Origin of the sequence: Aquibium sp. ELW1220 (assembly GCF_030398385.1) — a bacterium.
In the GTDB taxonomy this organism is placed as follows: Bacteria; Pseudomonadota; Alphaproteobacteria; order Rhizobiales; family Rhizobiaceae; genus Aquibium.
In genome coordinates this window covers 16857-29656 of record NZ_JAOAOQ010000016.1, presented here as the reverse complement: position 1 = coordinate 29656, position 12800 = coordinate 16857, and the positions used below count along the sequence as shown (strand labels likewise).

At 68.3% G+C, this 12800-nt stretch carries 14 protein-coding genes; 10 read left to right on the top strand and 4 right to left on the bottom strand.

Annotation, left to right across the window (positions count from 1 at the left end):
- Positions 1-303: a hypothetical protein gene (locus N1F91_RS15620; RefSeq protein ID WP_289993696.1), complete on the bottom strand. Its 303-nt coding sequence runs from the start codon at positions 301-303 to the stop codon at positions 1-3.
- Between the two features lie 512 nt (positions 304-815).
- On the opposite strand from N1F91_RS15620, the gene N1F91_RS15615 reads away from it, so the two are divergent.
- From N1F91_RS15615 to N1F91_RS15575, 9 genes are all read left to right on the top strand, one after another.
- Positions 816-2042: an HrpJ domain-containing protein gene (locus N1F91_RS15615; RefSeq protein ID WP_289993694.1), complete on the top strand. Its 1227-nt coding sequence runs from the start codon at positions 816-818 to the stop codon at positions 2040-2042.
- A 24-nt stretch (positions 2043-2066) separates the two neighbouring features.
- Positions 2067-2447 carry a hypothetical protein gene (locus tag N1F91_RS15610; RefSeq protein ID WP_289993692.1) on the top strand — a complete coding sequence of 127 codons (381 nt, stop codon included), beginning with the start codon at positions 2067-2069 and terminating at the stop codon, positions 2445-2447.
- A 90-nt stretch (positions 2448-2537) separates the two neighbouring features.
- Positions 2538-3104, top strand: a complete 567-nt coding sequence (locus N1F91_RS15605) for a tetratricopeptide repeat protein (protein WP_289993691.1) — start codon at positions 2538-2540, stop codon at positions 3102-3104.
- A 45-nt stretch (positions 3105-3149) separates the two neighbouring features.
- On the top strand, positions 3150-4379 hold the full coding sequence (gene sctE / locus N1F91_RS15600; protein ID WP_289993690.1) for a type III secretion system translocon subunit SctE: 1230 nt from the start codon (positions 3150-3152) through the stop codon (positions 4377-4379).
- 32 nt (positions 4380-4411) lie between these two features.
- Positions 4412-5254: a hypothetical protein gene (locus N1F91_RS15595; RefSeq protein ID WP_289993689.1), complete on the top strand. Its 843-nt coding sequence runs from the start codon at positions 4412-4414 to the stop codon at positions 5252-5254.
- 24 nt (positions 5255-5278) lie between these two features.
- Positions 5279-5797, top strand: coding sequence for a hypothetical protein (locus N1F91_RS15590; protein ID WP_289993688.1), 519 nt, complete (start codon positions 5279-5281; stop codon positions 5795-5797).
- Between the two features lie 34 nt (positions 5798-5831).
- On the top strand, positions 5832-6281 hold the full coding sequence (locus N1F91_RS15585) for a tetratricopeptide repeat protein (protein WP_289993687.1): 450 nt from the start codon (positions 5832-5834) through the stop codon (positions 6279-6281).
- A gap of 10 nt (positions 6282-6291) precedes the next feature.
- Positions 6292-6864, top strand: a complete 573-nt coding sequence (locus tag N1F91_RS15580) for a hypothetical protein (protein ID WP_289993686.1) — start codon at positions 6292-6294, stop codon at positions 6862-6864.
- A 2-nt stretch (positions 6865-6866) separates the two neighbouring features.
- Complete coding sequence (locus N1F91_RS15575; RefSeq protein ID WP_289993685.1) at positions 6867-8381, top strand: hypothetical protein; 1515 nt, start codon at positions 6867-6869, stop codon at positions 8379-8381.
- A gap of 24 nt (positions 8382-8405) precedes the next feature.
- Here the strand turns inward: N1F91_RS15575 and N1F91_RS15570 are convergent, their stop codons facing one another.
- From N1F91_RS15570 to N1F91_RS15560, 3 genes are read right to left on the bottom strand one after another with little or no spacing between them, the layout of a single operon-like run.
- Positions 8406-9086: a L,D-transpeptidase gene (locus N1F91_RS15570; RefSeq protein WP_289993684.1), complete on the bottom strand. Its 681-nt coding sequence runs from the start codon at positions 9084-9086 to the stop codon at positions 8406-8408.
- Positions 9067-10089 carry a hypothetical protein gene (locus tag N1F91_RS15565; RefSeq protein ID WP_289993683.1) on the bottom strand — a complete coding sequence of 341 codons (1023 nt, stop codon included), beginning with the start codon at positions 10087-10089 and terminating at the stop codon, positions 9067-9069. The genes N1F91_RS15570 and N1F91_RS15565 overlap by 20 nt, the downstream gene beginning before the upstream one ends.
- Positions 10086-10448, bottom strand: a complete 363-nt coding sequence (locus tag N1F91_RS15560; protein ID WP_289993682.1) for a hypothetical protein — start codon at positions 10446-10448, stop codon at positions 10086-10088. The genes N1F91_RS15565 and N1F91_RS15560 overlap by 4 nt, the downstream gene beginning before the upstream one ends.
- 681 nt (positions 10449-11129) lie before the next feature.
- Between N1F91_RS15560 and N1F91_RS15555 the strand changes: the two genes are divergently transcribed.
- Positions 11130-12794: an MASE1 domain-containing protein gene (locus N1F91_RS15555; RefSeq protein ID WP_289993681.1), complete on the top strand. Its 1665-nt coding sequence runs from the start codon at positions 11130-11132 to the stop codon at positions 12792-12794.
- Positions 12795-12800: the final 6 nt, after the last annotated feature.

Sequence of the window (12800 nt, the reverse complement as noted above, 5' to 3'; positions counted from 1 at the left end):
CTAGGTCGGCTGACTCTCGCCCGGGTTGCCATAACCCTGCAGGACCGAATTGTTCGTGATGTCCTGGACGGGGTCAAAGATCGGGTTGTTGTTCTTCTGGTTCGTCAGCACCGTTATGGTCTGGCTGGAATTCAGGTACTGCTCAAAGTTCGTGGCGTCGTTCTGGCGGTTGTCGACGCCCCTGCGGACGTTGACTTCGACGTCCTGGACGCCGGACTGGTTCTGAGGCTGATCGGTCCGGCCGAGGTTCTGCAACTCGGTCGAGGGTCGGGGAACCGACACGGGAAGACTGTTGTTGACCACAGGACGTACTCCTCATCATCGAGCGCCGGACCCGGCGCCTGCCCATGCCCCCGGCCGGTGCCGCAGGCCCGTTTCCGGACGGCCGTTCCGGCAGAGGCCGGAAGGCGGAGGTCCCGACGTCACCGCCGACGGGGGCGCAGGTCTTCGCTTCACGAAGACTTAACGAACCCGGTTCCGCCTTCCATAGGTCCATGACCTAGAAACGCCGCCGAGGCGTCCCGAGCGCTGCCGAAAATCCACTGTCGACGGCGCATGGCCACGAACCCGCGCCCCAAGAGCCGCCCGCTCGACTGTCGCTGGTCTTACCCGCCGCGTCCCCCGCCGCCGTTTTCCGTCCTGTCGACTTGTGACGTGCCGCGCGCCGCGTGTGTGTGCCGAAAGACACAAGGGTCGCCCTTCAAGCAGTGGAAGCTTTGCGCAGGACGATCAGAGGAGCGCGGTTCCGCCGCGCTGCGGCAGCCGGTCCGCGGCGATGCCTGCGCCCATACGGTCCTGGTCTTCAAGGAGGTATCATGTCGGACATCAACTCGTCCCGTGCCCCGCTCGAGATGGTGCGGACGCAGATCGCCACCCACAATGCCGCTTCCGAGATCGGCACGAGGATGCTCGGCCAGTCGTCGGTGACCCAGGAACGCGTGTCCATGGGCGGCGTCGACCAGTCCGATATCTCGGACGCGATGGAGGAACTCGGCGGCGCGGTGGCGCACCGCGAGAAGCCGAAGCTCGAGCAGACCAAGCTGCGCAAGGGGGCCGGCACCGGATTCGATGCGCTCACCCGCATCGCGCAGTACGAGGACAAGCTGCCCGACCAGCCGCGCGACCAGCGCCTGCGCGACCTCAAGGACCGCATGGACGAATTCCAGCGCCTGACGGACCGCGGTGGCAGCGGCGCCAACCGGCCGACCGCCGAGGACATCCTGAAGGCGCTGGCCGAGTATGACAAGGATCCGAGCCACCAGTTCGCCGCGCTCGAGCAACTGCGCAAGCAGATGGTCCAGCTCGGCGCGAGCGATGCCTTCCTGTCGGTGCTCGACCAGGCGCGCGGCCGCTTCCATCAGGGGCAGACCGCAAGGGACGTCACCGCCGGCTTCGCGGTCGGCCAGGTGTCGCACGACATGTCGGAGGTCTTCGATGCCGACCCGTCCAGCATCCGCGACGCCTATCGCACGATCGTGCGCGAGAATCTCAATCTCGGCCAGATCTTCGACCAGCTGAAGGGTTTCAACCTCGCCGGCTCCTACGACGAGATCATCGAATCCTTCACCAGGGTGGCGGCGCGCGAACTCGAGGGCTTGCCGGGCGATTCGGACGTCGTGACCGTGGGCGAGACGCGGCAGATCCTGGGCGGCCTCCTCGACGAGCTCTCGAAGCTCAAGCGGCTGAAGACGGTCCTGTCGGAATCGGAGATCGCGGTCCAGACGATCCTGCGGGTGCACCCGGAGCTCCGGTCGCAGCCCGACCTGCCCGACGGCAAGGAGATGGCGAGCCGTCTCCTGCATTTCGCGGCGAACCCGTCGGTCTCCGTCGGCGACGTGGAGCGGCTGATCAGCGGGCTGAACACCGACGATCCGGCGACCTCGGTGACGGCGGTGAACACGATCCGCAACACCCACTCGACGCTGCCCGATTCGGTGATGCCCTCGATGATCGCGCGCGAGCAGCAGAGCAGGGCGATCCTCGACCTCTCCACGCGGCTCGTGGCGCGGGAAGAGGCCCATTTCGATTCCCAGTCGCATTGAGCGACGAACCGGCAGGAAAAAGCCATGGCAAGCCTCCCCAATTCCATTCTCGCCACCGTCCAGCGCTTCGCGGAATCGATGAATCTCGTGGCGGCGCCGGCGCGGGACGGGTCCTACATCTTCGAGTTCGAGACGACGGGCACCCTCTCGTTCACGCCTTCGGCCGGGGGGACGGGACCAGCAGTCATGAGCCTCTCGCGCGAGCTGCGGTCGCCGCGCTATGCGGCGCTGCCCGCTCTGCTGCGCCAGGCAGGCTACGATGCCGCGCTCGACCGGACCATCCATGTCGGCCTGTCGCGCAAGGGCAGAGCCGTGGTCTGGACGCCTCTCGGCGCCGAGCGGTTCGAACTCTCGGACCTGATGGCCGCGTGGAACCGCCTGCGCGCCGTCGCTGCGGCGGCATGACGGGCGCGCCCGCGAAGCCCTGTGCCTTTCGACACCGCCCCGGCCGAGAAGCCGGTCTAGCTTAAGGCTCAGTCATTCGGGAACAATACGATGTCCATCCTCGACGACCACCCGCTGCGCCACCTCGACCCAGAGATGCTGGCGACGAAGGGGCCCGAGATCATCGACACCGTGATGCGCGAGCTCGGCCTCCAGGACAACGCGATCTACTCCGCGATCCGGGCTGGCGCGACGCCGGCGGCAGCCCTCGGGCTCGACAAGAAGCACACCGAGGCGCTGTACGAGAAAGGATACGATCTCCTGCAGGTGGGCGACACGACCCGTGCGCGCACGGTGCTGACCACGCTGATGACGCTCGATCCCAGCGAGGAGCGCGGCATCTATGCGATGGCCGCGAGCTACCAGATGGATGGCCGTTTCGAGACCGCCGCACAGCTCTATACCACCTTCATCACGATGGATGCGACCAATCCCGAGGGATACCTGCGGCTGGGCGAATGCCTGATGGCGGTCGGCGAGCTGGACAATGCCGAGGGATGCTTCGATCTGGCGCGCGAGGAGGCCCGCCGCGGCCACGGCTCGCCCGGCTCGGCCGCGGTGGCCGACCAGAGGCTCGCGGAAGTCCGGGCGCTGAAGAGCATGCCCGGAAAGGGCTGACGAAATTCCAGGCGAACCCTGCACGGGAACGGAGAGGACGAGGCTATGGCCGACCTGACGATACCAAAGGGGACCAACGTCCCGCCGACGATCACGCCCGATTCCTTCACGACTTCCCTGATGAAGGACGTCGAGACGATCCTGACCGGAATGGGCGTGAACGGCGTCAACGGTCTCACGCCCGACGTCATGCAGACCGTCGCAAAGACGATGAAGCAGGGCTTCGCCTCGATCTTCGCCTCGTCCGGCTTCGCCCCGAAGCGCTCAGGCGACGTCGAACTGGTCCTTGCCCAGGTGTCGGCGGCCCTCAGCGATACGCGGGAGGACACGAGCCTCGAAAGCGTCAAGGCCAACCAGGAGAAGATCCGCACGTCGCAGCAGGAGCAGCAGTCGAAGCTGGAGGAGCGCAAGGAGAAGATCGAGGAAGCCGTCGCCAACGATCGCAAGTCCGGCATCGGGGCCATCTTCGCCAAGATCTTCCAGGCCATCGCGCTGCTGTTCACCTACATCGCGGCGGCATTCGCCGCGGTTTCGGCGGTAACGGGCGCTGGCGTCGCCCTGGCCGCGGCGCTCATTGCAGCCGCCGTCATGATGACGATCCAGTTTGCCGATTCCATCGCCAAGGACGCGAGCGGCGGACTGGGCATCGCCGGCCTCGTGGCCAAGTCCCTCGGCAAGACCGATGAGGAAATCGCCAAGGCCGACGAGACTTTCGGCAAGGTGCTGACCGGTCTTACGATAGCGCTGTCCGTGGCGACTGTCGTGGTGTCGCTCGGACCGGCGCTGGTCAGTGCCGTGGCGAAGGCCATCGCCAAGATCGCCAGCGCAGCACTGACGACCTCCATCAACACGGGCAGCCAGACTGCATCGGCCATCGGCAACACGCTCGCCCGGGTCGCCCTCGATCTGGGTGCCAAGGCCAGTTCGATGACTTCGGCCCTGCAGGGGACGGCGCAAATCACTTCCTCGACGGTCAATACGGTCAAGACGATCTCCACGGTCGGCAACGCCACGGCGCAGATCGGCGCCGGCACGACCGGCATCATCACGACCACGCTCGTCGCAGACAGCCAGAAGGCGCAGGCCGAAGCCAAGCGCCTGGAGGCCGAGGGCCAGGAGATGGACGCCATCCAGAAGACGCTGGAGAGCCTGATCGACCAGGCGCTCGAGATGCTCATGACTGCCAACCAGATCTCGAACCAGATCCTGGATTCCGCGATCCAGGGCATCACCGACCGCACCGACAGCCTCATGCGCATGCGCTTCTCCGGCTGAGGACGAAGGCGGCAAACCGACAGGACCGAACGATGAACACGATCAACACCACCAATGTCGGCCAGCCGACGACCGTCATTCCAGGCCAGACCGGCGAGACCAAGCAGCCTCCGAAGACGACCTCCGGCGGGATGACGGGGATCACCTTCACCCCGGACATGCTGAAGGAGATCATCGGCGGAACCAGCGGCAAGTCGAACGGCAAGTCCATGACCGGGCCCGAAACCTTCAAGCTGCCGCCCGGCGTGACTCCGGAAGCGCTGACCGCCAAGCTGAAGGAATTCATCGCCGGAGCCAGCGACCGAACCGCGCTGTTCGCCGCGCTGATCGAGCTCATGAACTCGCAGCGCCAGAATGCGGTGGAGCAGCGCGCCAATGCGCGCGAGATGGCGAAGACGCAGATGCTGGAAGGCGCGCAGCTGAGCCGCGACGCGGCCGACAAGCAGGAAGACGCGGCGATTTCCTCCCTCGTCGGCGGCATCATCAGCGGCGCCATGCAGATCCTCGGCGGTAGCTTGTCGCTCGGCATGCAGGTGAAGTTCTCGAACATGAAGTTCGGATCGGACGCCGTGATGAACAAGGCGAGCACGATCCACACCGCCCAGCAGCAGGCCATCAACGCCTTCACCGGCGCGGGCAGCTCGATCGCCGGCAGCGGCGGCCAGCAGGCGGGGGCGATGCAGCAGGCCGACGCCAGCAATCTCCAGGCCGACAGCCAGGAAATGCAGGCCGGCTCGCAGGACTCGCTGAACCAGCAGGACATCGAGAAGAAGTTCTCGGAGGATCTCACCCAGGTCATCCAGTCGGTGATCCAGTTCATGAAGGAGATCCGCAACGCCGAGATCGAGCGCATGTCCTCGATCACGCGCGGCTGACGGGCGCGGGCCGGAGGAAAAGCGATGGAGACGAGCTTCGCGCAGGCGCTCGACGCGCTCTACGTGCTTCTCGACCTGCCGGCGCCGCTGCGCGACGAGATCGCCGGCGGACGGCACGAGATCTCGGTCGATGCGCGGACGGGAGAGGTCGCGCTCAGGCTGAGCCTCTCGCCGAACGAGCGCTCGGTGCTGATCGAGACGACCGATGGTCCGCGGTTCGGAGCCGATGCCGCCCTGCGCGAGCGCCAGATCGCTTCCGTGCTGCAGACGGCGCTGGGCCTCGCTGCGTCGAACGGCGCCAGCGCCGGAATGGAGCCCGTGCCTGGCGAGGCCGATGCAATGCGGCTGCACCTTCAGGCGCGCGTGACGCTCTCGATGCCGCGCAACCAGGTCGGTGCTGCGCTGAAGACCGCCATCGAGGATCTGATCGAGCAGGCGGACTGGCAGGGCGCGCATCTCGACGCCTCGGGGGTTCCGGGAGCGATGGCGGGCCTTCGCGGCCAACCGGCCCCGGCGGCCGACGAATTCATCTTCCGTCCCTGAAGCGGTGGCGGAAACAAGGAAAGGAATGCAAGACATGGACGCGGCGATAGGGGAGGCGGGGGACCTGGAGAGGCTCGGCAAGGCCTTGCGCGACAGCTACGGCCTGCAGACGAGCGAACTTCGTGCTCTGGCGCATGTCGGCCACCTGAAGCTGATGGCTGGCGATTTCGCCGGCGCGCAGCGCATCTACTGCCTGCTCGTGGTGATGGCGCCCGACGACGTCGGTTTCCAGATCGGCCTGGCGGACGCCTCCATCGCGCTCGGCCATTTCGACCTGGCGCTCCAGGCGGCGGCGGCGGTGATTGCCGCGCTGCCGACGGACCCGCGCGGCTATTTCATCTCGGGACGGGCCTGTCTCGGCCTCGGCCTCGCGGAGGAGGCGCGCGAAGACCTCGCCGATGCGATCCGGCTCTCCCGCGTGCCGGACGATGCCGGCATCCGACAGCGCGCCGAGCGGATTCTCGCGCTCTCCGACCGCGGCTAGGCGTCCGGCGGTGGCGACCGAAGCGGCGAGCGATGCCGACCGACCGGCCGAGGGGGGCGTGCTGCAGCGACTCTTCGGCCTCGGCCCCGAGGACATCGGCGTCCTGCAGGCGCTGTTCGACACGTTGGGCGGGCGGGCCTTCGGTGGGCTGGCGCAGGCGCTGGACGCCGGAACGCCGCCCGCCGACGCGCTCGGCCTCTCGCCGCAGCTGATCGAAAATCTCTATGCCCGCGCCTTCGCGCTGTTCGATGCCGGCCATGTCGACCGCTCCGAGGCGCTGTTCCGGACGCTTTGCACCCTCGACGGCAAGCGCGCCGACCACTGGATGGGCCTTGGCATCTGCGCCAGGGTCCGCGAGGACTTCAACGGCGCCATGGTGGCGTTCTCGACGGCCAGCAGCCTGCGGGAGGACTGGGCGGTTCCCCTGTTCCACCTGCTCGAGGCGCATATGCGGCGCGGCGAGTTTCAGGCTGCTGCGGCGCTTCTCCCGCGCGTCGAGGCGGGGATCGAACAGCTGACGCCGCCCATCCAGGACGAGACGGCGCGCTTCAAGCGCGCGCTCGAGGTCAGGCGAGGCGCCTGACCGTGGGAGGGGATTTCAGCGCCGTCTATGTCAGGCTGATGCAGGGCGCGCTGATCGCCCAGCTCAGCAAGGACATCCTGGGCGAAGCGCCGCCGACAGCCGCTCCGCACGGTGGCGCTGCTTTGCCGGAGGCGTCCCGGGCGGGCTTCTCCGACCGCCCGGCGGATCCGCGACAGGCGGAGGGCGCAGCATCCGCGCGTGCGCGCAGCGGGGAGGCCTTTCAGCCGCAGCAGGCGCTTCCGGTTTCCTCCTCTCCTGCGGCAGGGACGCTGCCTGGCAGGCTCGCGAGCGACGTGGTGCCGGACCAACTCGAGCCCGCCATGCGCGCGGCAGCGGACGAGCGGCCTGCGACCGCCGCGGCGGCGGACACGGTCCAGCGCCTGCGGATGACCCCCGCCGCTTCCCTGACGCTCGCCGGACTTCCGCGGCCGCTCGGTCCCTCCGGCGAAAGGACCGAACCGCCGCAGACCAGCGCCGCAGCGGCCGGGACCGCCGATCTGCAGACCATGGAGGAGGCCGGACAACCGCCGCTGCGACAGCCGCCCCGAATACCCGGCCAGACGGCGGCGATCGCCGCCGCCGCGGGCGGCCAACAGGGCGATGCGGCGGAGGGTGGCACAAGCAGGGACGACGGTCCCGCACCGGCCGATCCGAGGCGGGCGGCCCCCACCGGCGCGCCGCTTCCGGCGGGCGCCGCGGCGGCCTTGGTCGCCAGTCAGCAGGGACAGGCGGCAACGCCGGCCGGCGTCCCGATCCTTCCGGCGCTGCTTGCCGGGGAGGGCGCCCAGGCAGGGCCTGCCGCCAGCGCCGTGGCGGATGCAGCAGCACTGCACGGTCTCCCGGTCGCCGATCCGGGTCTGCCGCAGGCGGCCGGCGTGCCGGCCGCGGCGCGGGCACCGGCACCGTCCCTGCTCTCGCCTGCGGAAGCCGCAGCCTTCCTTGCCGCCGTCACGGTCCCCGGCGCCGCCGAGGGCATCGATACCATCCGCACGTCGTCGATCGCCGGGCCGGCGGCGGCGGCGGGCAGCATGCCTGCGGTCGCGGCAGAAGCGTTCCTCGCCGCCATCGCGGCGCTCGGCAACCGCCCGGATCAGGCGGTCTCGCGCGACATGCTGGCCGCGGTGATCCTCAATGCCGCGATGATTCCGGGCTGGCCCTTTCCGCGCGCGCTCGAGAACCCGGCCCATGCGGCGGATGCCCGTCGGGCGGGAGCGCAACTCGCAGCAGCGGGCGCCGAAGAGTTCAAGCTGACGCCGGAAGAGATGATCGCCTACCTGACGTCGATCGGTGCCAATGCACGCCTGCTGAAGGCGCTGCAGGACCTGTTCGCCCGTGTGGAGAAGAAGGAGGCCGTGAAACTCATGGCCTGGCTCGTCGCGCTGACGTCCGCCTTGCGCGAGGTCGAGAAGTCCGTCGAGGATCTCCTGCGCAAGGGCACCCGCCTGCCGGAATGGGCCGAGGACATGGCCGACCAGATCAAGAAAAGCCTTTCGCGGCGGCATCGCTTCCAGATCTGACCGGGCCGGGCCTGTGGCCGAACCTCAGAGAACGACGACCGTGGCGCCCTGGGGGACGCGGCGGTAGAGATCGATGACGTCGATGTTCAGCATCCGCACGCAGCCGGACGTGACGTCCGAACCGATCGATCCCGCGTCGGTCGTGCCGTGGATACGGTAGAGCGTGTCGCGCCCGTCGCGGTGGAGATAGAGGGCGCGGGCTCCGAGCGGATTGTCGGTGCCTCCCGCCATCCCGCCGGCTGCGCCACCGAGGGCTCCCAGACGCGGATCGCGTGCGATCATCTCCGGCGGAGGCGTCCAGGTCGGCCACTCGCGCTTTGCGCCGACGATGGCCCGCCCCTTCCACAGGAAGCCGTCGCGGCCGATGCCGATCCCATAGCGGATCGCGCGGCCGCCGGGGTGGACGAGGTAGAGGAAGCGCGTGCCCGTATCCACCACCACGGTTCCCTGCTGCTCGGCGGTCGGGTAGGCGACGATCTGCCGCCGGTGCTTCCGGCGCAGGACGCCGGACGGCACGCCGGGCACGAAATGTGCCTCCTCGAAGACCGGCCGTGGATAATCGACCTCCAGCAGTTCGCCGTCGGCGCCATCACTCGCGCATCCGGCTGCGGCGAAGGAGAGGAGCATTGCCACGAAGGCGCGCCGGTCGACGCCCGATGGACGAGCGGCCGGACAGCCGGTGCGCTCAGGCCGGGCGGGTGGCATCGACGCACCTCCTTCGCAGATCGACGAGGAGGACGTCCATCGCGAGACCGTGGCGGGCGCGAAGCCGTTCCAGGGCGGGTCGGCGCGGATCCTGCAACGGCAGAGACGGTTCGGGGGCGATCAGTTTTTCAAGCCAGTCCGCGAGCCGGCGCCCGAGCTCGACGACCGTCGCAAACCCGTCCGCGTCCCGGCCGTCGAAGTCGAGCTGGTCGAGCCGGTCGAGCGCCGGAACGACGATCGCGGATCCGACGGAACGCAGCAGCCCGTCGTCGCCGCCCTCGCCGAATGCGCGTCCGAGAAAGCCGAGAGCCTCCTGGGGAATGGCTGCGAACAGGGTCCAGTAGCGCGAATCCCGGAACCAGCGCTCTCCCAGATAGGCGGAGACGAGTTCCTCGAGGAGGTCGATCTCGCGGACGAGCATCTCCTCGTAGGGCGTGCGCGCGAGGGTCGACAGCGGCAGCTTCGGAGCTTGCGCCGCGATCCACTGCGAGGCGTCGAGCGCCAGCTCGAGCCGCAACGCAGGCGCGGCGACGGAGAAGAGGCGACGAAGGGCGGCTTTCGTCTCGCGACCGGCGACGGAGGAAGGCGCGGAGGCGGAGCCGCTCTCCCGCGACCGGGACAAGGCGGTCAGGACGGCTTCCCGTGCATTTCCGACCGCTTTCCAGCGCGCTTCGGCGGCCAGTCGTTCCGTTCCGATCCCGGCGAGCAGATTCGCCAGTTCGGCCAGATCCGTCTCGCCGGCGCCGCGATAGATCGGCGCAAGACCGGCGACCGGCGCCAGCGTGGTGCCCACGAACGCCATGGCGTGTTGCTCGCCGAGGGCGCGTTCTTCCAGCAGTGCGCCTGCGGCCATCCGGTGGAGGTGGCGTCGCGCCACGGACTGCCAGTCTCCGTCGGGTCCGGCTTCGCGCAGGAAAGCCGCCAGGAGGATTCGCGCGAGCCTGTTGATGGCGGCAGGCTGCGATTCGAGGATCGCCCGCCGGATATCGAGCAGCGACATCATCGATCGCTTCTTCCGACGATCGACGACACGATCTCGTCGAGAATCGCCATCTCATCCCTGGACAGGACGGTCCGGTCGAGCGCCTCGAGCCGCAGGCGCGCGCCGACCGACGCTTTTTCCTGTTGCGTCTCTCCGGGTGACAGCGCGTCGGAGCCGAGTGAAAGCAGGCGCATGAAATCGGCGGTTCTGCCGCCGGTCGCGCCGTCCTGGACCGGAACCTCGCGCATGTCGCCGGCGGTGAAGCGCAGTTGCGTGAGCGACGTCGCCGTCCTTATCGCGTCTGCGGCCGATCCCTTTTCCGAGCCGCTGGTGCGCGGCTGGATCTGCGGGCCGCTCCCGTTGTTTATCGAATTCACCATGGCAGTCGCATGGAAGGCGCGCCCGACGGTCCGGAGTGACCGGCCCGGCTCGGGGCGCCCGCCCGCTCCATGCTCTGGCCCGACTTCACATGCCGCTCCATCCGCGGAAGCCTGACTGCCGGGTGCTGCGGGAATCGGGCCGCTGCCCGTCGTGCGGCGGCTCCCGATGCGCGTGCGACACGGCGACGGCGGCGCAGCCGCCGGAGCACTGCGTTATCCGGTCGTGAAGGGAGGATGGGCGCCGCCCGGACGTTGAGCCCCGTTCGTCACCCGATGTTCGCACCGTCAGACAAGCCTCCCACCGGTTCTTCTGCATCTCGCGCCAGCGCGAATGCCTGGCCGACGGGAACCAGCGGCACGATAGCACGGGCCTGCGCGACCGCTGTGCCGGACATCACGGCGGAAGATCGCTGCGTGTGGTTGAGACCGGGAAAGCAGCTTTCTGCCGAGGCGGTTTTTCCCTTTTCTTGCCCGGTCGGTCTGGAGGAACCCGCAAAAATTGCGTTCTTCCGCTTTCCGGGGATAGCGCGGGCGAGGGACTGGAGGCAGTATCGATGGTTAACGGGAACAGACTGGTGTGATGCAGACCATCCGATCCATTCCTGCGGGGGGCCAAGGCTGCCGGTCGTGCATCGGCTCCGCAATCGTGGCGAAGTACGGGTCCGCGGGAGGTCTCCGGTCTTGAACGAGGGTGCGGACAAGATCAGGCTTCTCGGCTACGCCCTCGTCTACGTGCTGCTCGGCGCGTTGTCGCTGTCGACCGCTTCGGTGCAGTGGAACGCGGCCGCGGTCTGGGTGCCGTCGGGCTTCGCAACCGGCCTGATCCTGGCGAAGGGGCGGGCCTACTGGCCAAGCGTCACCGTCGGATCCTTCGCGGTGAACCTCGCCATCAACATCGGGGTCGGGCTGCCCCTGGACGTCGCGGCTCTGCTGGCGATCCTGATCGCCGTGGCCAATACGGGCGAAGCGCTGCTGACGGCCTTCTTCATCGAACGCCATGCCTTTGGCCAGTCGTTCCTCTTCCACACCAAGGGCGTCATCCGTTTCCTGCTGCTCGCGCCGGTGTTTCCGCCCCTGATCAGCGTCATCTGCGGGGTGACGGCAAGCTCCTTCCTCGTCGACACGCGGAGCGACGGCTTCTTCGAAGTGGGCCTCACCTGGTATGTCGCGAACGCGGCCGGCATCCTCATCTTCACCGGGCTGACCGTTCTGGCCCTGTCGAACCGCGTCCGTACGCCGGTTGCGGGCCGCCCGCTGGAGGCCGTCGCGCTGTTCCTGGCCCTTTGCCTCGCCATCCAGGCCTTGTGCGGCCTCTATCTCACCGAGCGGATATCGGAGTGGCCGACGCCCTACATGATCGCGCCGCTCCTCGTCTGGGCGGCATTCCGCTTCGGCGCCGGCGGAGCGCTGGCGGCGATCGCCCTGGTGACGGCCGGGGCGTCGATCGGGACGCTGAACGGTTTCGTGGTGTTTCCGTCCGAACTGCCCTGGCGTTCGCTGGTCTATCTCCAGATCTACCTCGCGGTGCTCGCCATCGTGACGCTCTGCGTCTCGGCGGCGGTGGCCGAAGCGGAGCGGATCAAAGCCGAACTGGAGCAGCGCGTGCTGGCCCGCACGAGAACCGTCGAGCAACTGCTCGACCAGCGCGAAACCCTGATGGTGCTCGTCGCGCATGATCTCAGGAGCCCGCTTGCGGGAGTGAGCAACACCATCGAGGCGCTGGAGACTTCGGCTTCCCGCGGCGAACTCGACATGAGCACGCTCACCGCCACGCTCGCGGTGATCCGTGAGACCTGCAAGGCGCTGATGGTCCGCATCAGCGGCCTGATCTCGACGGACGGCGATCAACGCTCGCCGTCCGGCACCCAGACCGACGACCTGGCGGCGATCGTGCGGCGTGTCCTCGTCGCCCACCGGCTGCCCCTGCTGCACAACACGCTGGCGCTGGACATGAACATTGCCGAAGGCCTGCGCGCGTCCTATCCGACCGAAATCGAGCACATCCTCGACACCGTGATCGACAACGCGATCCGCCATTCGCCCCCGGCGGGGACGATCCGGATCGGTGCCCGACGGGAGGATGCACGCATCGTCATCGATGTCTCTGACGAAGGCCCCGGAATCCCTGCCGAACGCCTCGCCCAGTTCATGACCAGCGACAGCCCGGTCCCGGGGGCTTCGCAGGAGCGGTCGGGGCTGGGACTGCGTCTGGCCCGTCGATACACGGACTGGCTCGGTGGACGGTTGACGGCGCAGAACCTCGTTCCGCGCGGAGCCCGCTTCGAATTCGTCTTCCCGGCGCCCGAGGCGACAGCGGCGAAGATCGGCGAGCGCAAGGCTGCCTGACCCGGT